This is a genomic window from Erythrobacter sp. BLCC-B19 (genome assembly GCF_028621955.1).
GTDB lineage: Bacteria > Pseudomonadota > Alphaproteobacteria > Sphingomonadales > Sphingomonadaceae > Erythrobacter.
The window spans coordinates 45,642-68,333 of record NZ_CP117516.1; the positions used below are offsets into that span (position 1 = coordinate 45,642).

Genomic DNA, 22,692 nt, shown 5'->3' on the forward strand with positions numbered 1-22,692 from the left:
GTTACTGTCCGCGGGCCCAGTTCCACTGGGCGCGGTCGAACTCGATGGGAATGGCCGTCCGGCTGTCATTTGTCAGCGTCAGCCGCAACTGCGCGACCTGCCAGTCTGTGTTCGCTTCCAGCATGGCGTCAGCCTCAGGGGCAAAGCGCAGGCAGATTTCAAAGCCGCTGCATTCACTCGCCGTCCAGACATTCTCGACGGTGAGCGGCAGGGCTGATCCCTTGACGACAAGCTTGGCCGCCGCCTCGCTGCGCGGCAGCGACCTTGCATCTTCTCCGTAGACCATCACCATCATCGCGCCGCTGCGGTCGCGCACCAGCATGGCCCCGGCGTGGCCGGCGATATTCCCCGGCACAAAGATGTCGCGCGGCGAACCCAGCACGCGCCAGCGCGCCTGCTGGCGGTATGCGGGGGCGGCGGCGGTGGGCAGAAGCTCGATCCGCTCGGCCAACCGCGATCCGGTCGCTTGCGATCCGGTGTCGTGCCGGTCGAACCGCAAGACCGGCTGCATCCCCGCTTTCAGCATCACCACCTGAAAGCGCAGATCCGCCAGCAGCGCGTCGATCTCGTCGCGATAGAGATTGGCGGCGATGCCCTGTTCGACCGGCGCCAGACCGCGCGCCTGCTGCCGCTGGGCCGCCAGTTGCAGCGCCGTGCCACTGATCTGCTGGAGCTGGCCCGGATAGGCCTTTTCAAGCTGCGCCACCCCCAGCTTGTAAAGCTGATGTCCCTCGGGGGTCAGATCGGTCTGTTTGGCATTGACCTGCGATTGCAGCACCAGCAGCAGGCTGGCGAGTTCGAGATAGGCCCAGTCAGAGCCTTCCTTGATGACCGGCCCAGCCGCCTCACCGCAGCCGAGCCCGCGCGCGGCCTCGATCCGGGCGGCGCGCAAGGCGTTGCGGGCCTCGCCGGGGTAGCGTTCATCCTTGATCCGCGCGGCTTCTGCCGATCCTTCGAAGCTGAGGCGCGCGGCCTGATCGAGCATCCGCCGCTCGAAATAGCTGCCCTGCCCGCACAGCTGGAACACCTCGCGCGCCAGTTCCAGCCTTGCGTTGAGATCGGCCTGTGCCGGGGCGGTCTGCGCCAGGGCCGGAGCAGCCGCCAGCAGGGCCGCGCCGCCGATCAGGCTGCGAACAAGATTGTGCATCGGTTGGGTTACTCCTGCGGGGGACAAGCGGGTTACGGCTTCATTTCCGACGCCAGCGCGGCAGCGATCTGGCGCTTGAGCCAGCGCGCCGGATCACGCTCCGGCCCATTGGTGCGCTCGATATCGCGGATGCGCTCCCGCTCGAACTTGCGGTCATAGCGGCGGGTGACGAAATCGCCCTGCGGTGCCGCATCGCTGCCAAGCGCCGCGCGCCAGCCGACGAGGTGCTTGGTGGGCGTCCCGTCAGCCTCCTCGACATCGCGCCATTCGGTCAACAGCAGCGCGCAGCCTGCCGGGCGCTTGCCGTCTTGCGGCGCGCGGGGAACGAAGGCCGCGGGGCCCCAATCGGCGATCTCCTCCTCGCGCGCCAGCACGCTGCCGTCCGGGCCGAGCACGGTCAGCGTCCAGTGCTCGATCCCCATGCCCTGCCCCGAGGTGTTGTGCGCCGCGATCACGGTTTCGCCCACGTCGTCGCCCGTCAGATCGACGCGCAGCACCACCAGCCCGGCATCGCCCCACAGCGAGGGGAAATCGGGTTGCTGATGCACCTGCACATCGCCGCGCATCACGATCAGCGCGTCATCGGCGCTCTCGGCTTCATCGCCGGACGCGCCCTCGGGCACGCGCAAGCCGCAGCGCCAGATGGTGTATTCGTCGTTGGTGATCCAGCCCATCGCCCGCTCGTCACACTGGGCGGGCGCAGGCGTGCCGGTGAGGACTTGCGACACCGCGATCGGCTCGACCGGCCCGCAGGGTGCGGCCGCGAGCGAGGTCGCCGCCAGCGCGAGATGGGCCGCTGCCACCGCGCGCAACCCCGCCCGCGCGCAAGAAAATCCGCGCGCACCTGCACCCATTCTGCCTGTCATGCAAAGCCCCCAAACCCAATCAGGCCGGGCGCGTAACATTGACGCAGGCGCCGCGCCACCCCTTGTTTCAGGGATGGGGGGCAGGTGCCCGGCCGGTCAGCCCTTCCAGCCGATCGAGACGAAGACATGACGCGGCGCGCCGGGATCGAACCCGCCGCCGCCGCCCGGGCGCACGCGGCTGGCATATTCCTCGTCGAGCAGGTTGTTCACCCCCGCCCCGATGGTGAACCCGCCCGCCACCGGCCATTCGACCGAGGCATCGAGCACTTCGTATCCGGGCAGGAAGAAGTCCGCCACGTTGTTGTCCGCGCCCTCCTGATCGCCGACCGAGGTAAAGGTCAGCGCCGCGCGCGAGCCGTCCTTGCCGATATAGGCGAGCACCGAGCGGAGCAGGTGGCCGGGGGCATATTGCGGGGTGAAGCCGTCCGCAACGCCAGCGGTAAACTCGGCATCGAGCAGTTGCAGGTTGGTCGACAGGCGCAGGGTGTTCTCGCCCTTGGCGATGCCCTCGGGCCCGATCAGATCGAGCCGGACGGCGAGATCGATCCCCTGATTGCGCATCGATCCGACATTCTGCCGCCGCGCCCCGCCTGCGCCCACCGCCCCGCGCGGGGGATCGGCCGGGAGGGGGCCTGCGAGGAAGCCGACCTGATTTTCGAACTCGACCCGGAACAGGCTCGCATCGATCCTGAGCGGGGGCACAGGTTCGGCCTGAAGCCCGGCCTCGACGGTGAAGGCGTAGGAGGCATCGAAGGTGCCCGCGGAATCGATCCCGGCCTGGAAGGTCACGCCGTCATTATACTGGAGCGGCTTGAACGCGCGGCTGGCATTGGCGACGAAGCGCAGGGTGTCGGATGCATCCCAGGTGATGCCGATGCCATAAAGCGGCACGGTCTGCGTGTCCTCGCGATTGCCGAGCGTGCCATTGGGGGCACCGGGCGCGCCGCCAGTGGCGCTGCCCTGCGCGAGATCGAGCGTCTCCACCACCCGCTGGCGCAGACGTTCGAGCCGGAAGCCGGGGACGATCTGGACGTCACCAAAGCCCAGCTTCAACTCGCCGAACACCGCCGCGGTGTCGCCGCTGCGCTGCGCACGGGCGAGCGGGCCGGCGCTGCCGGTGAAGTCGGCATTGCTTGCGCCCTTGTCGACAAACACCGGCGCATCCGAGGTGTGGCCGAGCACGCCGAGGGTGAAGCTGTGCTGGCTGTTCGCACCGAAATCATGGGCGAGGCGCAAGTCGATCCCGGCGGTGTCGAACACCTGCAACTGGCGGATCAGCACATTGGCATCGGGCGTCACCTGCCCGAAGCTGCCGCCTGCCTGCCGCCAGCTTTCGCGCTCGAACCGGCTGTAGAAGGCGCGCGCGGTGACCTGGGTGTTCTCGCCCGCCTGCCAGTCGATCGCCAGCGTCGGGGCAAAGCGTTCGAGCCGGGCGCGGTCGCGCGCGGTCGATCCGTCGCGGTTGTCCGCTTCGAGGCGGGCGCGGGACAGGCCGCCCGGCTCGCCGAAGCGGCCCTGATAGTAATCGAGCGAAAGGGTCGCGGTGACGGTCTCGCCCATGTAGTGGCCGCGCAGGCGGGCGGTGGTCTGTTCGTGATCGGAATTGACCCGGCGCGGGCCATCGCCCTCGGCATACTGGATGAAGCCGTCCGCGGCGAAAGTGCCGTCCGAGGCGGCGATGCTGGCAAGCCCCTGCCGCGCATCCCAGCTGCCCAGCGTCAGGCGCGCCTGCCCCTCGACCCCGGCCTCGCGCCGCGGCCCGCGCATCACATAATTGATCGCCCCGCCCGGCTGCGGGCCATAGAGCAGGCCCGATGCGCCGCGGATGAACTCGACCCGCTCGACCATCTCAAGCGGCGGGATGAAGTAGCCGGCAGGGTAGGAATACATATCCGGCACAGCAGGCACCGCGTCCTGCAAAGTAAGGACGTTCCAGCTTTCATGCGGCTCGCCCAGCCCGCGATAGGACAGCGAGGCCCACGCCCCGTTCGACACTTCCGACACCAGCAGGCCCGGAATGTCGGCAAAGGCGACGCGCAGGTTGCGCGAGGGCACCGGCGGGATTTGATCCATCACCGCAATGTCGCCCAGCTTGCCGGCAAAGATCAGCGTGCCCGATTGGTCAGGCAGGCGATCATTGTCGCGGCTGGCGGTGACGATGATCGAGGTCGCCTGACTGGTGGTGGTGCCGGACGCCTGCGGATCGGCGGCATCAGGGGCCGCAGCGTCTCCGGCCGCCAGCGCGGGCGCGGCAGCGGTGGCGAGAAGTGTCGCAGCGAGGCGGCGAATCGGCATGAAGGGGCGGGACATTGATGCTCCGGTTCAGGTCAGAATTCTGCGTCGCATCTGTTGCTATTGCGAATGACTGTCAATCTAAATTTGCCGCACATCCAACCCGACAGCGCGCTTATGCGGTGAAACCGTATGCACGAGTTATTGCAATCGATTGCAAGGGTTGTTTTCATGGGTTATCACGCAATCATTGCACGACCCGAAAACCATTCGGGCGGGATCAGGGAGAGACGATGATGGCGTATCGCGAAACACTGCTCGCCGCGGCCATGCTCGGCGCGATGATGGCGCAGCCGGCCTATGCGCAGCAAAACCCGCCGGTCGTCACCGCGACCTCGCCGGACACCTCGCTGACCCTCACCGTTACCACCGATGGCGATGCGCGGCCCGTGTGGTCGCTTTCGCGTAAAGGGCAGCTGTTGATTGCGCCCTCCAAGCTCGGCTTCCTGCTGACCGACGGCCTGCCGATGGTGCGCGGCTTTACCCTCACCGGCTCAACAACCGCGCAATCGAACACCCGATGGGAACAGCCCTGGGGCGAGCGTCGCTTCGTGGTCGACCAGCACAATGAAGTGCTCGTCAGCTTCCGTCAGGCCGAGGGGGATGGCAGCCGGTTGATGAATGTCCGCTTCCGCCTGTTCAATGACGGGATCGGCTTTCGCTACGAACTGCCCGAACAGTCCGGCCTTCTCACCATGAAGATCGCCGAGGAGCTGACCGAATTCTCCATCGCCCCCAAGGGCACCGCCTGGTGGATCACCGGGGGCGACTGGAACCGGTACGAGCAGGTCTATCAGCAGACCCCGATCGACGCGGTCGCCACCGCGCACACGCCGATCACCATGCGGCTGGAGGATGGCACCCACCTGTCGCTGCATGAAGCCGCGCTGGTCGACTATTCGGCCTATTGGCTCAAGCGGATCGAGGGGCAGACCTTCCGCACCATGCTCTCCCCCTCGTCGCGCGGGCCCAAGGTGACGCGCGCAACGCCCTTCGTCACCCCGTGGCGCACGATGCGGATCACCGACAGCGCCGCCGGGCTGGTCGAGAGCGATCTCGAACTCAACCTCAACGAGCCCTCCAAACTCACCGATGTCAGCTGGTTCAAGCCCCAGAAATATATCGGCATCTGGTGGGGCATGATCGCCAACACATGGACCTGGGCCGAGGGCGAGCGCCACGGGGCAACGACGCAGCGCACCAAGGAACATATCGACTTTGCGGCCAAGCACGGCTTTTCGGGCGTGCTGGTGGAAGGCTGGAACAAGGGCTGGAACGGCAACTGGTTCGGCCACGGCGATGAATTCAGCTTCACCGAGGCGACCCCCGATTTCGACCTTGAAGCGCTTGCCGCCTATGCCAAGACAAAGGGCGTGGCACTGATCGGACACCATGAAACCGGCGGCAATATTGCGGTCTACGAGGCGCAGCTGGACGATGCGATGAAGCTCTATGACCGGCTCGGGATCCGGGTGGTCAAGACCGGCTATGTGGCGGACGCAGGCGGGATCATCGCGCCCGGCGATGGGCCCGGCGAGGTGCGGATGGAGTGGCACGATGGCCAGCGGCAGGTGCAGCACCACCAGCGCGTGGTCGAAACGGCGGCGAAGTACCGGATCGCGGTCAACCCGCACGAGCCGGTCAAGGACACCGGCCTCAGGCGCACCTGGCCCAACTGGGTCGCCCGCGAAGGCGCGCGCGGGATGGAATACAACGCCTGGGGCCAGTTCGCCAACGGCCCCGACCATGAACCGACGCTGGTCTATACCCGGATGCTGTCCGGCCCGATGGACTTCACCCCTGGCGTCCTCACCCTGCGGAGCCCGAGCGGCAGCGACCTCGCCTCGACCCGCGCCAAGCAGCTGGGGCTGTATCTCGCGATCTATTCTCCGATCCAGATGGCCGCCGACCTGATCGAGAACCTCGAGAAGTTCCCCAAGGAGCTCGATTTCATCAGCAAGGTTCCGGCCGACTGGGAGGCGAGCAAGCTGATCGCCGGCGCGGTGGGCGACTATGCGATTTTCGCGCGCAAGGATCGCAATTCGGCTGACTGGTACGTCGGCGGTGTGAATGATGCGACGGGGCGCGAGGTGACGCTCGGCTTCGGCTTCCTCGAACCCGGCCGCACCTATCGCGCTACGATCTTCCGCGACACGCGCACCGCCGACTATCGCACCGAAGCGCGCCACGAAATCGCCTACGAGACCCGCGACATCACCGCCGCCGACAGCATGACCTTGTGGCTCGCCCCCGGCGGCGGCGCAGCGATCCGGCTCACCCCGCTGTAACCCCCGCAACCGCCCCCCGCGCGCCCATGCAGAGGCGCAAGAGAGGCTCCTGCAACAGTTGTTGCAATCGATTGCAGAATAACCTAGGCAAAAGCCGGGACGGAGAGGGAAAATGCAGCACGACAGCAAGCCGAATATGACTTTGAGTCAGATTCTGAGCATGAATCTGGGGTTTTTCGGGCTGCAGTTCAGTTTCGGATTGCAGCAGGGCAACATGGGGCCGATCTATTCGTTCCTCGGGGCGAACGAGGCCGAATTGCCGCTGCTGCAACTGGCCGGGCCGATCACCGGACTGATCATCCAGCCAATCGTCGGCGCGCTGAGTGATCGCACGCTGTCCCGCTTTGGGCGGCGCACGCCCTATTTCCTTGTGGGAGCGATCATGTGCGCGGTGGGGTTGTTCTTCATGCCGCTGTCGGCCTCGATCATGTCGGCGGTGGCCTGGCTGTGGATCCTCGATGCGGGGAACAACACCACGATGGAGCCCTACCGCGCCTATGTTGCCGACCGGCTCAACCCGCAGCAGTGCCAGACCGGGTTCCTCACCCAGAGCGCCTTTACCGGCCTTGCCCAGATGTTTGCCTTCTTAACCCCTACCGCGCTGGTGATGTTGGGAATGGACCGCGACTGGGTCGACGAACACAATATTCCCTACACCGTGCGCACCGTGTTCTGGATGGGCGCGGTGCTGTCGCTGGCGACGATCCTGTGGTCTGTCACAAGGGTGCCCGAACTCCCCCTGACCGCGCGCCAGCGCGACTGGATTGCGCGCCAGCCCAAGGGCATCGGCGCCACTTTCGCCGAGATCGGCGGCGCCTTGCGCGAAATGCCCGCACCGATGCGCAAGCTCGGCATCATGATGCTGTTCCAGTGGTTCGCGATGTCGGGATACTGGGGCTATGTCATCTATGCCATCGGCCGCAGCGTCTACGGCACGGCCGACCCCGCGAGCGCCGCCTTCCGGCAGGCGGTGCTGACCAATGGCGAAATGGCCGCCTTTTACAACGGGGTGGCCTTCATCGCTGCCTTTGCGATGGTGCCGGTGGCGCGGCGGATCGGCGCGGGGCCGCTCCATGCGCTGGCGCTGGCGGCAGGCGGGATCAGCATGATCGTGCTGCCCGGCATCACCGACAAGGCGATGCTGTTTGCCGCCGTGATCGGGATCGGGATTGCATGGGGCAGCATCATGGGCAATCCCTATGTCATTCTCTCCAACGCCATCCCGCCTGAACGGGTCGGGGTCTATATGGGCATCTTCAACATGATGATCGTCGTCCCGATGCTGCTGTTCGCCTTCGTGATGAGCGCGGTCGACCTCGGCTTCGTGCAAATCGGTCTCGGCTTTTACGACGGCGTGCTGGGCGGCGATCCGCGCAATGTGCTGCGGGTGTCGGGCGGCTGTATGTTCGTCGCCGCGCTGGCCGTGCTGTGGGTGCGCGAGGGCTGGCGCTCGGGCGATGCCCTGAACACCGAACCGGCGGGGGCGTGATGACCGCGAAACTTGTCTGCCTGCACAGTGACGAGGCGAGCCTCGTGCTCGAACACGATCCGCGCCGCGGATTGCTGTGGCGGCATTGCGGCGCGCGGGTCGACCCCGGCGCGCTGCCGCCGCTCGCCGATTGCCGCGGTCCGGCGAGCTTTGCGCTGAATGATGACATCACCGCCCCGCTGGTGCCGCCCGCTGGCCTCGGCTGGTTCGGCCCGGCAGTGGTCAGGGCGCGCGCGCCATCGGGCGAGGCGGTGCTGCTGGTGGCGGACAGTTTTGACGTGGAAGGCGACGCAAACGCCATCACCGCCAACGCGCAGGACAGCACCTCGGGCCTTGCATACCGGCTGACCATCGAACGTTTGGCAGGCGGTGCCTTCCGCTTTGCCGCGCAAGTCGTCAATCACGGCAGCGCGCCTGTGCTGATCGACGCGGCGGCGAGCCTGCAACTTCCCCTCCCCGCCACCTCGGAGACGCTGATCTCGTGGCAGGGTCGCCACAATGCCGAGCTTGCCGAATGCCGCGAGCCCATGCCGCGCCACAGCTGGCAGCGTGTCGCGCGGCGCGGAATTTCGGGCCATGGCGGGCCGCCGGGTGCCTATGTGCTCGATAGTGACGCAGGCTGGCACAATGGGCTGGTCTACGCGGTGCAACTGGCGTGGTCGGGCGACAGCGCCCTGACCGTCGAGCACGACGACGAAGGTTTCTGGACGCTCGCTGCCGAAGCCAGCCTTGCGCCGGGGGAAGTCACCCTCGCCCCCGGTCAGGCCTATGACGCCCCGCCCGCGATCCTCGCCATTTCCACGCACGGCCGCAACGGCGCGATGCAGCAGCACCACGCCGCGGTGCGCGCGATGCTGCAATGGCCGGGCGGTGCGATGCGCCCGCGCCCCGTGCACCTCAACAGCTGGGAAGCGTGCTATTTCGATCACGACGTCGCCCGGATCGAACGGCTCGCGCGTGCGGGTGCGAGCGTCGGGATCGAGCGTTTCGTGCTCGACGATGGCTGGTTCAAGGGCCGCCGGGACGACACCACTGCGCTGGGCGACTGGGAGCCCGATCCGGTCACCTACCCCGATGGCCTCGCCCCGCTTGCCCGCGCGGTCGAGGGCATGGGGATGGAGTTCGGCCTGTGGGTCGAGCCCGAAATGATCAGCCCCGACAGCGATCTTTACCGCGCGCATCCCGATTGGGCGCTGGCCCTGCCCGGCCGCGACCGGCCCGAGGCGCGCAACCAGTTGGTGATCGATATGCGCCGCGCTGACGTGCGCGATCATTTGTTCGCGCGGCTCGATGCGGTGCTGGCCGATGCACCGATTGCCTATCTCAAGTGGGATCAGAACCGCGACCACGCGCCCTCGGGCGGGATGGCTCAGACGCGCGGCACCTATGATCTGCTCGCGCGCCTTCGCGCCGCGCATCCCGCGGTCGAGATCGAGGGTTGCGCAGGGGGCGGCGGGCGTTCCGATGCGGGGCTTGCGCCCTATGTCCACCGGTTCTGGGCGAGCGACAATATCGATGCGGTCGCGCGCGTGGGGATGCAGCGCGGGTTCCTCGCCTTCCTCCCGCCCGAGATCATGGGATCGCATATCGGCGCCAGCCCCGCCCATGCCACCGGGCGCGGGCAAGGCATGGCCTTCCGCGCGGCGGTGGCCTGCATGGGCCATCTGGGCGTGGAGCTTGATCCCGACACCCTTTCCGATGCCGAGCGAGAGGAACTGGCGGATTGGATCGCCTTCTACAAGCGCTGGCGGCACGTCCTGCATGGCAGCCGCATCGATCTGGGCGAAGGGGCGGATGGCTTGCGCTGGCAGGCGCATAGCGCCGAGGGCGAAACCCTGCTGTTCGCGATCCGCACCGCGCCGCCGCAGGATCGCCGCCCGCAGCCGCTGCGCCTTCCCTTTGCCGCCGCCTGCGCGCAGTGGGATGTCAGCCTGCTCGCCATCGCCCAGCAGCGCGGTCACGGCATCCCGCGCGCCGAACTGTTCATGCAGATGAAGCAGGAACCCGTCGGCTTTGCCGGTAGCTGGCTGGCCCATGCCGGTCTGCCAATGCCGGTGCAGAAGGCCGAAAGCGTCGCCATTTTCCGGCTGGAGGCGCAGGCATGAGCCTCAGCGATTTCCCCCACCGCAGGCGCAATCTGTTGACCGGCGAGTGGATCCTCGTCTCCCCCCACCGCGCCAAGCGGCCCTGGCAGGGCGAACAGGCCGAGCCTGCCCCCGCCGATGCGCCGCGCCATGATCCGGCGTGCTACCTGTGCCCCGGCAATGCCCGCACCAGCGGCACGCCCAACCCTGATTACGCTGCGACCTTTGTCTTCCCGAACGATTTTCCCGCACTGCTGCACGAGAGCATCGGCGAAGGGGACTCCGCGCACGACCTGTTCGAAACCGCCCCGGCGCGCGGTGAGGCGAAGGTGATCTGCTATTCGCCCGACCATTCGCAGACCCTTGCGCGGATGGATGATGCCGGGCGGCGCGCGGTGGTCGATTGCTGGGCCGACCTTTCGGCCAGCCTCGGGCGGGACTGGGCGCACGTCCAGCTGTTCGAGAACAAGGGCGCGATGATGGGTGCCTCCTCCCCCCATCCCCACGGGCAGGTCTGGGCGAGCGACTTCGTGCCGCAGATCGTCAGCCAAGAGGACACCCGCCAGCGCGAGCATCTGGCGCGCACCGGCACGCCCCTGCTGGCGGCGGTGGCGGAAGCCGAGCTGGCGGCGGGCGAGCGCGTGGTCGAGGCGAGCGAGCACTGGCTCGCGGTGGTGCCGCACTGGGCGGCGTGGCCGTTCGAGACGCTGGTGATCGCGCGCGGAGACCTTGCCCGGATGGAAGACCTCGGCGATGCCGCCCGCGCCGATCTGGCGGCGGTTCTCGGGCGCTTGCTGCGGCGTTATGACGGGCTGTTCGGGGTCGACTTTCCCTATTCGATGGGCTGGCACGGCGCGCCGCATGGGCTTGGCGCGGACCACGCGCATTGGCGGCTCCACGCGCATTTCCACCCACCCCTGTTACGGAGCGCAACAGTAAGGAAGCACATGGTCGGGTTCGAACTGCTGGCCGAGACCCAGCGCGATCTCACCCCCGAGCAGGCCGCCGAGCGGCTGCGGGCGGTGACGCCGTGAGCCCCGCCCCCAGCCCCGCCAACAGCCGCGCCCGCGAGGCCTTCGCCGCCGCTTTCGGCCACGCGCCTGATGGCGTCGCCTTTGCGCCGGGCCGGGTCAACCTGATCGGCGATCATGTCGATTACAATGACGGGCTGGTGCTGCCGATGCCGCTGGCGCTGGGCACGGCGGTGGCGTGGCGGCGCTCTGACGGCCCGGATTTTACAGCGAGGGCTGCCGACTATCACGGCGAGGCCTATCGCTTCGATCCTTCAGCTCCCCCGCCTGCCGGGGATGGCTGGCATTCGCTGGTGCATGGCATGGCGGCGCTGATGCGGGAGGTTGCGGCGCTCGATGGCGGGCTCGATCTGCTGATCGCCGGCAATCTGCCGCGCGGGGCCGGGCTCTCCTCCTCGGCCTCGCTGTGCATCGCGGTGGGCCGCGCGATCCTTGCCGCAAGCCAGACCGCGCCGCTCGCAGCCCAGCCGCTCGCGCAGGTGGCGCAGGCGGTCGAGCACCGCTTTGCCGGGGTTGCTTGCGGGATCATGGATCAGATGGCGATTGCCGCCGGAACGCCGGGCGCGGCGATGCTGCTCGATTGCCGCAGCCTTGCTTGGCAGGAGGTCACGCTCCCGCCTGAATGGAGCGTGCTGGTGCTGCAATCCGGGGTCGAGCGCGAGTTGGTCGACGGCGCCTACAACACCCGCCGGCAGGAGTGCGAGAGCGCGGCGCGCAAGCTGGGCGTGGCCTCTTTGCGCGATGTCAATCCGGCCGGTTTCGACCCCGCGCCGCTCGGCCCGGCCGAGGCCCGGCGTGCGCGCCATGTGGTGTTCGAGATCGACCGCACCCGCCGCGCCGCCGCCGCCATTGCCGCGGGCGACATCGCGCTGCTCGGCACCCTGCTGCGCGAGGCCCATGCCTCGATGCGCGACCTGTTCGAAGCCAGCCACCCGGAGGTCGATCGGCAGGTGGCGATGATCAATGACTGGATCGGTGCCGAGGGCGGCGCGCGCATGACCGGCGGCGGGTTTGGCGGGGCCATCGTGGCGATCCTCCCCGCCCCGCGCGCCGACAGCCTTGCCCGGGAACTGACGGCGCAGGGATACGCCGAGGCTATGAGGGTTTTCAATTGAGTGACACCATGACGATCCCCGACCTGTCCGACATTATCACGCGGGCCTCGCACTGGCGCGGCGGGGCGCCCTGGCGGGGGAGCGAGCTGCCGCTGATCCGGGCCGAGCACGTCCAACCGATCCTGCCCGATCTCGATCTGTGGGACTGCTGGCCCTTGCAGCACGAGAACGGCGCGACCGCGGTGATTGCGGGCGCGCAGTTCTGGTTCTTCCTCTCATCGCCCAAGTTTCCCGATCCCGCGCAGCGCCATGTCCATGCGCAGATCCGGCTGCTGCGGCTGGAGGCGGACGGCGCCGCGTGGACCGACCTCGGCCCGGCCCTGCTGCCCGCGCTTTCGCCCGGCCATGCCGAATGGGCAGGCTCCTGCGTGCTGCATGACGATGGCCGCGCGGTCAGCCTGTTCTTCACCACCAGCGGCCGCAAGGGCGAGGGGCCAAGCTTCGAGCAGCGGATCTTCGCGATCACCGGCGAATTGCAGCCGGGTCTGGCCGGGCCGGGCCGGTGGCATGACCCCAGAGAGCTGTTCGCCGCCGACGGCGCGCTGTTCCAGCCTGCCAATCAAGTCGAAGGCGCCCCCGGCACGATCAAGGCCTTCCGCGACCCGGCATGGTTCCGCGATCCGGCGGACGGCACCTGCTACCTCCTGTTCACCGGCAGCGCCGCCTGGAGCGATGATCCGCACAACGGTCTGGTCGGCTATGCCGTGTGGACCGGCACGCGCTGGCAGCTGGGCGCGCCGCTTGTCCATGCGGTGGGCACCAACAACGAGATGGAGCGGCCACACATCCTCTGCCGCGACGGGCGTTACTACCTGTTCTGGTCGACCCAGCGGCACACCTTCTCGCCCAAGGTCGAGGCCGGGCCGAACGGGCTCTATTGCGCGGTCGCCGACCGGCTGACAGGCCCGTGGCGCATGGCCAATGGCAGCGGCCTGGTCGCCTACAACCCGCTCAGCGAACCAACCCAGTCCTACAGCTGGTGGGTCACCGGCGAAGGCGAGGCGTGGAGCTTTGTCGACTATTGGGGGATGGCGGGCCGCAGCCTTGCCGATCATCCCGCTCTGCTGCGCAGCCAATTCGGCGGAACCCCCGCGCCGCGCTTTCGCCTGACCTTCGATGGCGACACGGTCTCGCTCGCGCCCTGAACGGCGCCAGCGGGCGATCAGGCGCTGGCGCGGATCACCAGCTCAGGGGGCATGACCAGCGAATGGGCCGGCTCACCCCCAAGCCGCGCCATCAGCCGGGCCACCATCTCGCGCGCTCCCCAGGCAATGTCCTGCCGGATCGTCGTCAGTTGCGGCACGGTAAGACGCGCGAGCGGAAGATCATCGAAGCCGATCACCGCGACATCATCGGGCACCTTGATACCGGTGCTGTCGAGCTGGCGGATGGTCGCCATCGCAATCGCGTCCGATGCCGCCACAATCCCATCGACCCGGTGCCCGACCCCCGCGAGCGCGGCGGCGATTTCGTCGGTCATCTCGTCGACTGAGAGGTGGATGGGCAGATGCGTCAACCGCGCCTCGTGACCAAAACCCGCCACCGCCGCGCTCGCCCCGGCAAAGCGTTCGGCAATCTCGATCCCGGTCGTATCCCCCAGAAAGGCCAGCGCGCGGTGCCCGCGATCCAGCAGATATTGCGCAGCAAGCCGCCCGCCTTCGTGGTTGTCCGATCCAACCGCACAGTGGCTCTGACCGGGACGATGCGTGCCCCACACCACCAGCGGCGCATAGGCCTGCGCAATCCGCTCGATCTCGCCGAACTGATCGGACTGGCCGATCATCAGCACCCCGTCGACCATCCCCGAATTGACCACCCGGTCGAGCCACGCAGGGTCTTCCTGCGGGATCGCGCGGCTGAGCATGAGGTGATAACCGCTCTCCGTCAGCTGATCCGCCAGCGCGCCCAGCAAGGTCAGGAAGAACGGGTCGGAGATATGCTGGCGGCGGTCATGGCCCAGCGGGATCAGCAGCGCGATCACCCCGGTCTTCTGGCGTCGCAGCTTGCTCGCCATCTGGTTGATCTGGAACCCGTGGGCACGGGCCAGCGCCTGTATCCGCTCGCGCGTCTGAGGATTGACCAGCGACTTGTTCGCCAGCGCGCGCGATACCGTGCCGGGCGATACGCCCGCCATGCGCGCCAGTTCAGCGATGTTGCGCACCCGTTTGGGCGCCGTGTCGTTCTCGCGAGTATCGTCCATGCCTGTCCCGTCCGTCCCCGGACTAACCCATCGGCGGGGAAAGATCACGCGCAATCTTGCAATCGATTGCAGATAAGCTATCGCGGTGCTCTGGCCATCCGGCCCGACCAGCGAGGAGGACGCGGTGCGCCCCGCCTATCACTACACCCCGCGCCGCAACTGGCTGAGCGACCCCAATGGCCTCGTCCATGACGGGCGGCTGTGGCACCTGTTCTACCAGTACAACCCGCAAGGCGAGGACTGGGGGCATATGTCATGGGGCCATGCCGTCAGCCCCGATCTGGCACGGTGGGAAGAGCGTGCGCCTGCCCTGATCGACAGCCCGGAGGAGATGGTGTTTTCGGGCAGCGCGGTGATTGACCACGCGGGCAGCGCCGGCTTGGGAAAGGGCACGATGATCGCGGCCTATACCGCCGCACTGACCGGGCCGCCCGCTGTGCAGGCGCAGTCGCTGGCCTACAGCCGCGACGCGGGCGAAAGCTGGGAGCGGTTTACGGGCAATCCGGTGCTCGACCTGAAGATGGCCGATTTTCGCGACCCTTGCGTGTTCTGGCACGCGGCCAGCGACAGCTGGATCATGGTGGTGGTCAAATCGATGGAGCAGACCGCGCAGATCTGGCGCTCGGCCAACCTCACTGAGTGGCAGCTCGCTTCGGAAATTGTCGCCGGATCGGCGCCGGGGCGGGTGTGGGAGTGCCCGACGCTGGTCGAACTGCCGGTCACGGGCCAGGACGGGGCGACCCGCTGGCTGTTCAAGGTCGATGCGCTGCACGATGCGCCCGGCGCGGGCGCGCTGTGTTGCCTTGGCGATTTTGACGGCCACCACTTCACGCCCGACGGGGCCGGCTGGCAGGTGGTCGATCAGGGCCGCGACTTCTACGCCGCGATCGTCTGGAACGGCCCGCGCGATGCCGCCGGGCGGCCGGCATGGATCGGGTGGATGGGCAACCACGCCTATCAGCACGAATTTCCGAGGCGCGGCTGGCGCGGGGTGATGAGCCTGCCGCGACGGATGGGATTGGCCGAAGCCAGTGGTGGCGGGCTGCGCCTTGCCCAGGCCATCGAGCCATCGGTCGCAGCTCTGTTCGCGGCCCCTGCCCCGCTGTCCGGCGCAATCGTCCCGGTTGCGAGCCGCATCACGCTCGCGGCCGACTTTACCGGCAGTCTGACACTGGACGATGGCACTGGCAGCCAGTTCAGCGTGATCGCTGCCGGCGAGCAGTGGCAGCTTGCGCGCCATGACGGTGCCCTGCCCTTCCTTGCCGCCACCGCCGTGATCGAGCGGCGCATGGACGAAGGGCTCGACCTGTGGATCGACAGCGAGACAATCGAGGCGCTGACCGCCGATGGCACGGGCAGTGCGAGCTTCCAGCACCGCCCGGCGCGCGCGCAGCTCGGCCTTGAGACCGATCAGCCCCGCGCCGTGTCAGTCGCCGCGCTGGCGTGAGGCTTGCTGGCCCAGCGCAATGGCGCCGGTGATCCCCGCATCATCGCCCAGCGCAGGCGCGGCGATATAGGTGGCAAGCCCCGGATCGAGCCGGGGGTGGCTGACATAGCCCGCCAGCCGCAGCTCGGTCTGGTGGCGCAAGCTCTCCAGCAGCCCCGGTGTCTTCATCACTCCGCCGCCGAAGATCAGCCGGTCGGGCATGTGCAGCAGCACCAAACTCACCGCCAGATCGGCGAGATAGGACGCAATCAGCGGGATCGCGTCCGGATCAGTCCTGGCCGCCTCATCCAGTGGCGCGCCCCAGCGGTCGATGATCGCCGGACCGCTGGCGAGGCCTTCAAGGCAATCGCCATGATACGGGCATCGCCCTGCAAAGGGATCACGCACCGGATCGCGCACGGGCCGGATATGCCCCGCCTCAAGGTGGCTGATGCCGCCGCGCGCTGCGCCGCGATGCAGCACGCCGGCGCCGATCCCGGTGCCGATGGTGGTATAGGCAAGGGTCTCGCACCCCTGCCCCGCGCCCGACAGCCACTCGCCCAGCGCCGCGCCGTTAACGTCGGTCTCGATCAATAGCGGCGCGCCGAGGTGGGCGAGCGCATCGTGGAACCGCGCCCCGCTCCAGCCGGGCTTGGGGGTGGTGGTGAAGGTGCCATAGGCGGGCGAGGCCGGGTTGATGTCGATTGGCCCGAAGGAGGCAATGCCGATCCCGGCGAGCGGGCCGTGCGCGGCAAAGAAGGCCGCCATTTCGGGGAAGGTGACATCGGGCGTGCGGGTGTCGATCCGCGTGCGGTCGATGATCCGCCCTGCCGCGTCTGCCACAGCGAGCACGAATTTCGTGCCGCCTGCCTCCACGGCGCCGATAGGCTGGTCTGTCATGGCTTGTCCTGTTCTCCGGGTGGCGGTGCGATGTCGAAGGCGATAGTCAGGCGCTCGGCTCCCGCGAAGGGGACGGTGCCGTGCCAGGTGGTTGACGGGAAGATCGCGAGCCGCCCCGCCTGCGGCGTGATATGGCGCAAGGGTGCTAGGTCGAGCTTCAGCTCGGGCGGGGGCGCGCCGAGGGCGAGGTCGCCGGCATGGTCTGGCCCCGGATCGCCCGGCACGGCGAGATAGAATGCGGTGCTGGCCCAGCCGAGCGGATGGGTGTGCGCGCTGTGGTATCCGCCTGCGGAAAGCCGCACCGACCAGCTGCCGGAAAAGCGGATGTTCTGCGGCTTGCGGCCGAGCAGCGGATGGTGCGCCCCTTCGTCGCCTTCGCGATCAGGCAAGCCGTCGCGCCAATCCGCCACAGCGCGCGCCAGCCGCACGCGCAGATCGCCGATCAGCGGGTCGTGGTGAAGCAACATGTCGCGATCGGTCTGCACCCCGCCGCGCACCGATTGTTCGGTATAGGGCGCAGCCATGCGATGAAGCCCGCGCACAAAATCTGCCAGCGCGGCGAGCCGCGCGGGCGCAAGGCCGAGATCGAAACTCTGGGCAAAGCCTGTTTCGCCCCCCTCGAGCCATGCAGCGCGCGGATCATCCAGCAGCCGCCAGCAAAGGCTGGCATAGGGCCAGAACTGGCCTGCCTGAGGGGTTGCCAGCTGCGCCTCGGCCAGCGCCAGCGCGCGCTGCAGGTCGCCGTGGCGCAGGGCGTGGCGCACTTGGAGGAGGGTGAGGCCCGGGTCGCTGGAACCGGCAAAGGGCGCGAAGATCACCGGATCGGCGGGCGCAGTGCCGCCCTCGCAGGCGAGATAGAGCCGCAAGGGCGCAAGCCCGCTCGTCACCCCTCGCGCCTCAGCCAGAGCCAGCACCGCGCCTGCGCCGTCCCAGTCCTTGGCCGCCGCCAGCTTCTGGAACCACGCCTGGTAGATCGCGCCATTGCCCGGCTCGCGCGCCGCCGCCTCGCGGTAGGATCGCCACGGATCGCATTTCCCCGCCGTGACCCTGAGGGTCGAGAGCGCGCCGTGCCCGTCGGCCCAGCCCGGCATCCGCGCCAGCACTCCCTCAAGCAGCCGCTCGGCCCGCGCGCGATCACCCTCCGCTGCCAGCGCCAGCGCGAGATTGCGCACCACAGCCGCGTTGCCGGGGTTGAGCAGCGCCGCGCGCTCGAACAGGCCGGCGGCAGGATACCAGCCCTCAAACGCGAACTGCGCCTGCATGAAGGCGATGGCCGGATGATCGGGTGCGGCCTTGGCCGCTGCATTGATGGCGGCGCAGGCGGCGACCATGTCCTGCTCCGCGCGCGCGCGCTGCGCTGCGCTGACCAGTGCCGCCGGATCGCCCGCCGCCGCCGCCGCTTGGCTCACACCTGCGGAGCCTTGCAATGCTGGTCGATGAACTGCTGGTGCGTCGGCTGCTTGCCTGCCTCATGCGCCATTGCCGCGCGCAGCCTGCCGAGCCATTCGCCCGGAGCCGCCTCGCGGTATCCCGCCACCGGATCGCAGGCCTCGGGGATGTGCCCCTGCCCGATATGCACCGCGTGCCAGCTGGGCGGGCCGAACAGGTCCATGTCGCGCGCGATGTGGCGGCCATAGCGGCGGAAATGCGCCATCTTGAAGGCGAGCGTTTCGGGCACTGCCATGTCGCGGCAATAGCGCCACAGCGGCGCATCATCGCGCGTGGTGAGCTTATAGTGCAGGATCAGGAAATCGCGGATGCGTTCATATTCGGTGCGAGCGATGTGGTTGTATTCATCGCGCACCAGCGGATCGAAACTGCGATCCGGGAACAGCGCCAAGAGCTTGGAAATCCCCGCCTGAATGAGATGCAGGCTGGTCGATTCCAGCGGTTCGAGGAAGCCCGACGAAAGCCCGATGGCGACCACGTTCCTGTCCCAGAATTTGCGCCGCATCCCCGTCACAAAGCGCAGCCGGTTGGGCGCGGCCAGCGGCTCGCCGTCGAGGTTGGCGAGCAAGGTGGCCTCGGCCTCGTCATCGCTGATGAACTGGCTGCAATAGACATAGCCATTGCCGATCCGGTGCTGGAGCGGGATGCGCCACTGCCAGCCCGCCTCGCGCGCGGTCGAGCGGGTGTAGGGCGTGAATTCGCCCCCGTGAGAGCAGGGGATCGCCACCGCGCGGTCGCAGGGGAGCCAGTGGCTCCAATCCTCATACCCCGCTTGCAGGGCGCCCTCGATCAGCAGCCCCCGGAAGCCCGAGCAGTCGATGAACAATTCGGCCTCAAGCGCGCGGCCGTCCTCCAACGTGACCCCGGTGACGAAGCCGGTCGCGCCGTCCTGCTGGACGGCCGCGATCTTGCCCTCGACGCGGGTGACGCCGCGCGCTTCGGAATAGGTGCGCAGGAACCGGGCATAGCGGCCCGCGTCGAAATGGAAGGCGTAGTCGAAGGTCGACAGCACATTGCGGCCATCGGGGCTGGGGATGGTGAAGCGGCCTTGCCTGGCCAACTGCCATGCCATCGACAAATCATCGAATTCGCCCGCGTCCTCGCCGCCGAGCTTCTGTTGCAGCCACAGCTGGTGGACATCGCGGATGTCCATCGGCTTGCCGTGGGGGCCGAAGGGGTGGAAGTAGCGGGTGCCCAGCGCCCCCCAACCGACGAATTCGATGCCGAGCTTGAAGCTGCCTTGGGTTGCGCGGATGAACTCGCGCTCGTCGATGCCCAGCATCGCGTTGAAGGTGCGGATCGGCGGGATCGTCGCCTCGCCCACGCCGACCGTGCCGATCGCCTCGCTTTCGACCAGCGTGATTGCACAGCCGCGCGGCAGGGCATTGGCGAGTGCCGCCGCCGTCATCCATCCCGCCGAACCGCCGCCGACAATCAGGATCGAACGGACGGCGCGATCTCCGGCTGCTCCTTGTGCCGCCCCCTCTGATGCTTGTGTCATCCGCTTATCCTACAGCGATTTGCCGCGCCGTGAAGCAGGGGGCGCACATCGGCAGCAGCCTTCGAAGCGTGGGAAAAGAGAGGGCGGCGTGGTCAGACGCCGCCCTCATTGGACCGGGCGGGAATGCAGGGAGAATTGTCAGCCCCCGCCCTGCCTGCATCAGAACGACAGCCGGACGTTCGCCATCACCGTGCGCCCCGGAACCGGGGTGCCGCTGATCACCGCCGGGTTGGCCGCGCCGTTGATCAGGGTCGCGCCGTTGCCGCGCAGGTCATAGACGTCGAACAGGTTGTAGACGTTGAGCCCGACCTGGAGGTTCTCCAGCGCATTGACCCGCAGCGAGGCGTTGACGGTGGTGTCGCCTTCAAACTCGCGCAGGGCATCATCCACCACGCTCGACTGGCCGGTGGCTGACAGGCCCAGCGTGGCCAGATCGCCGAAGTCGTAGGACGCCGACAGCGAGTAGCTGAAGTCAGGGATGAACGGCGCACGGGTGTAATTGGCCGCGCCCGACAGCTGGCGTTCGGAGTCCGAGAAGGTCACGTTGCTGACCAGCGACAACCCGCCGTTGCGATAGGTGCCGAAGAATTCGAAGCCCTTCGACCGGAAGTTGCTGTCGATCACGCAGCCGCCGGTGCCGTTGGGGCAGCGGGTGGCCGAAAGTTCGAAGGTCGACTGGCTGAAATCGCCCTTGAGCAGCGTGAATTCCGCCGTCCAGTCGCCGCCGCCCAGCTCGCCGCGCGCCTTCACGCCCAGCTCGTACTGGTTGACGAAATCGACCGAGGGGGTGACGCCGTCGGCCGAACAGCCATTGGCCCCGGCGAGCGCCTGCGCGCCGGTGCACAGCGCGCCATTGTTGGCGATCTTGCCGCCCACGGTCTGACGGTCGGCATTGAACCGCCCGCCGCGCGAGGCCCGGGCGAAGACCGACAGATCGCTCGACGCCTTGAACAGCGCACCCAGCGACCAGCTGGTGTAGCTGCGGGCGTAATCGAGCGTTTCGCGCGCGCCGTTCGCGGTGATCGCCTCGATCCGCAGGTTCGGGCGGCTGGGATCGGGCGAGACCAGGAAGGTGTTGCCGCCCGCGATGGTAAAGCCGCTCGCCGCGATGCGTTCGAACCGGATCGAGGCATCGAGGTTGAAGCGTTCATGATCCAGCACCAGCTGGGCATAGGGCGCGGTGTTGGTGTAGCCGAGGTCATAGTCGCGCGCACAGCACGAACCCCAGTTGTTGTTATAGCCCGAAATACCCTGGAAGGTCAGCTGATTGCCCGCCGCGTCGAACAGGTCGAGCTGGGCCGGATTGTTGCCGCTCAGCTCGCGGGTCGAACGGTTGACGTGCCAGTCCATCGCGATGGTCTGGTCCATGTAGAAGAAGCCGCCGCGCGCGGTCAGCTGCATGGTGCCGATGTCGAACTCGCCCGCCACGACCAGATCGTTCACCAGCGCGCCAAGGTCACGGATGTTGGTGGTGACGTTGACGTTGTTGTCGAGCAGCGCGCCGGTGAACAGCTGGCCGGCCCGCGGGCCATTGGCATAGCGGATGCTGGCCACGGTCGCGCCATTAACGGTCGATCCCAGCACGCTCGAAGTCGGGGCGATGTTGAGGAAGGGCGAGGAGAAGCCGCCCGACACGTCCGAATAGCGCGCGCGGTTATCGACCGTGATGTTGTCGCCGAATTCCCAGTGCAGATGCGCGCCGAGATATTGCTGTTCGGTGGAGATGCCGTTCAACCCGACCCGCTCGAAATTGCCTTCGCGGTTGAGGATCAGCTGTTCCTGGTTGTAGATCGAATAGTTGGACTGGCTGCGTCCGTCGAAGCCGGGGAAGGCGCGGATATTGGTGATCTTGCCGTTCGAAAAATCGGCGAGCGCCGGTGCACCGGTGTAGTTGATGCCCTGCGTGTCGGCGACCTTGAAGAACAATCGCAGGAACGAGGCGCCATCCTCGAACTCCTTGGTGATGTTGCCCTTCACCTGGATCGCGTCATTGATGGTGTAATCCACACCGAGCATATCGCGCCCGCGCTGGAAGAAGCCGCCGATGTGGAAATTCAGCCCTTCGGCGAGCGGCCCGCCATAGCGGAAATCGACGCGGGTGTCGTTGTAGTCGACGCCCTTGTTGACCTGCACGTAGCCGCCTTCGCGCGCGCCGGTGTGGCTGATGTAGTTGATGACCGCGCCGGGCGCCTGGCTGGCAAGCGTGGTGGCAGAACCGCCGCGCACGGCTTCGACCGTGGCCGTGGTCGCGTCAAAGCGGGTCCAGTAGTCGTTGTTGCCGAACTGGATGTCGCCGAACAGCACCATCGGCAGGCCATCTTCCTGCAATTGCACGAAGGGCGAGCCGCCGGTCGCCACGGGCAGACCGCGCACCGCGATGTTCGAGTTGCCGCCCGGGCCGGAAGTGCCCGGGGTCTGGATGCCCGGCAGCAGGCGGAAGATTTCCGCTTCGGAGGCCGGCTGGAAATTCTGGATGATCGAATCGTCGATCGCGGTGACCGAGATCGAGCTTTCGATCTGGGTTCGGTTGCCCGCAGCGGCGGTGACGACGATGGTGTTGAGGCCCTGATCCTCGCCTTCATCGGCAACCGCTTCGGCGGCGTCATCCGCCATGTCCTGCGCTTGCGCCGCACCTGCGCACGGCAGCGCGACCCCGAGGGCCAGCACGGAGACACAGGTGTGGTAAATGGATTTGCGCATTTCTTCCCCTCCTTGACACACGGATGGCTGGTTTCAGCTCTGCAAAGCTCCGTTGATCGTCCGTCTAAATGTTGCGCAATCGATTGCAATAGAAAAATGCAATCGATTGCGATTCAGCGCAAAGCGTGTCTGAAACGTCACAAGTCGCCCCTTGCCGCCATGTCGCAAGGGGTCGTCAGTGGATGGGATGGGATCGCCTTGGCG

The 22,692-nt window shown here is 67.5% G+C and carries 15 protein-coding genes; 7 read left to right on the forward strand and 8 right to left on the reverse strand.

Translation table 11 applies throughout. The annotated features are described in order from the left end of the window. Position 1: 1 nt before the first annotated feature. The 3 genes from PS060_RS00215 to PS060_RS00225 all read right to left on the reverse strand — a co-directional run bounded on the left by PS060_RS00215 (position 2) and on the right by PS060_RS00225 (position 4,323). The gene (locus PS060_RS00215; RefSeq protein ID WP_273984729.1) at positions 2 to 1,147 is read right to left on the reverse strand and encodes a hypothetical protein; all 1,146 of its coding nucleotides are present in this window, start codon (positions 1,145 to 1,147) and stop codon (positions 2 to 4) included. A gap of 32 nt (positions 1,148 to 1,179) precedes the next feature. Further along, positions 1,180 to 2,013 carry a hypothetical protein gene (locus PS060_RS00220; protein WP_273984730.1) on the reverse strand — a complete coding sequence of 278 codons (834 nt, stop codon included), beginning with the start codon at positions 2,011 to 2,013 and terminating at the stop codon, positions 1,180 to 1,182. A gap of 96 nt (positions 2,014 to 2,109) precedes the next feature. Beyond that, entirely contained in the window at positions 2,110 to 4,323 is a 2,214-nt protein-coding gene (locus tag PS060_RS00225) for a TonB-dependent receptor family protein (protein ID WP_273984731.1), read from the reverse strand. A 215-nt stretch (positions 4,324 to 4,538) separates the two neighbouring features. On the opposite strand from PS060_RS00225, the gene PS060_RS00230 reads away from it, so the two are divergent. The 6 genes from PS060_RS00230 to PS060_RS00255 all read left to right on the forward strand — a co-directional run bounded on the left by PS060_RS00230 (position 4,539) and on the right by PS060_RS00255 (position 13,457). After that, a complete protein-coding gene (locus PS060_RS00230; RefSeq protein WP_273984732.1) occupies positions 4,539 to 6,593 on the forward strand; it encodes a glycoside hydrolase family 97 protein in 2,055 nt (684 codons plus the stop codon). A 160-nt stretch (positions 6,594 to 6,753) separates the two neighbouring features. After that, on the forward strand, positions 6,754 to 8,082 hold the full coding sequence (locus tag PS060_RS00235) for an MFS transporter (protein ID WP_273984733.1): 1,329 nt from the start codon (positions 6,754 to 6,756) through the stop codon (positions 8,080 to 8,082). Continuing rightward, positions 8,082 to 10,187 (forward strand): alpha-galactosidase, encoded by a 2,106-nt coding sequence (locus tag PS060_RS00240; RefSeq protein WP_273984734.1) that lies wholly within the window; start codon positions 8,082 to 8,084, stop codon positions 10,185 to 10,187. Before PS060_RS00235 ends, PS060_RS00240 begins: the two co-directional genes overlap by 1 nt. Beyond that, a complete protein-coding gene (locus PS060_RS00245) occupies positions 10,184 to 11,200 on the forward strand; it encodes a UDP-glucose--hexose-1-phosphate uridylyltransferase (RefSeq protein ID WP_273984735.1) in 1,017 nt (338 codons plus the stop codon). The genes PS060_RS00240 and PS060_RS00245 overlap by 4 nt, the downstream gene beginning before the upstream one ends. Then, entirely contained in the window at positions 11,197 to 12,312 is a 1,116-nt protein-coding gene (galK, locus tag PS060_RS00250) for a galactokinase (RefSeq protein WP_273984736.1), read from the forward strand. The genes PS060_RS00245 and galK overlap by 4 nt, the downstream gene beginning before the upstream one ends. Before the next feature lie 8 nt (positions 12,313 to 12,320). Then, complete coding sequence (locus PS060_RS00255) at positions 12,321 to 13,457, forward strand: glycoside hydrolase family 68 protein (RefSeq protein WP_273984737.1); 1,137 nt, start codon at positions 12,321 to 12,323, stop codon at positions 13,455 to 13,457. A 17-nt stretch (positions 13,458 to 13,474) separates the two neighbouring features. On the opposite strand, the gene PS060_RS00260 is transcribed toward PS060_RS00255, so the two are convergent. Continuing rightward, the gene (locus PS060_RS00260; RefSeq protein ID WP_273984738.1) at positions 13,475 to 14,512 is read right to left on the reverse strand and encodes a LacI family DNA-binding transcriptional regulator; all 1,038 of its coding nucleotides are present in this window, start codon (positions 14,510 to 14,512) and stop codon (positions 13,475 to 13,477) included. An 85-nt stretch (positions 14,513 to 14,597) separates the two neighbouring features. Here PS060_RS00260 and PS060_RS00265 point away from each other — a divergent pair, with 85 nt between their 5' ends. After that, a complete protein-coding gene (locus PS060_RS00265) occupies positions 14,598 to 15,959 on the forward strand; it encodes a glycoside hydrolase family 32 protein (protein WP_273984739.1) in 1,362 nt (453 codons plus the stop codon). Here the strand turns inward: PS060_RS00265 and PS060_RS00270 are convergent. From PS060_RS00270 to PS060_RS00285, 4 genes are all read right to left on the reverse strand, one after another. Continuing rightward, on the reverse strand, positions 15,939 to 16,838 hold the full coding sequence (locus tag PS060_RS00270; protein WP_273984740.1) for an ROK family protein: 900 nt from the start codon (positions 16,836 to 16,838) through the stop codon (positions 15,939 to 15,941). The genes PS060_RS00265 and PS060_RS00270 overlap by 21 nt on opposite strands. Next, entirely contained in the window at positions 16,835 to 18,247 is a 1,413-nt protein-coding gene (locus PS060_RS00275) for a putative 2OG-Fe(II) oxygenase (RefSeq protein WP_273984741.1), read from the reverse strand. Before PS060_RS00275 ends, PS060_RS00270 begins: the two co-directional genes overlap by 4 nt. Continuing rightward, a complete protein-coding gene (locus PS060_RS00280; protein WP_273984742.1) occupies positions 18,244 to 19,788 on the reverse strand; it encodes a tryptophan halogenase family protein in 1,545 nt (514 codons plus the stop codon). Before PS060_RS00280 ends, PS060_RS00275 begins: the two co-directional genes overlap by 4 nt. Before the next feature lie 159 nt (positions 19,789 to 19,947). After that, entirely contained in the window at positions 19,948 to 22,488 is a 2,541-nt protein-coding gene (locus PS060_RS00285) for a TonB-dependent receptor domain-containing protein (protein ID WP_273984743.1), read from the reverse strand. Positions 22,489 to 22,692 lie beyond the last annotated feature (204 nt).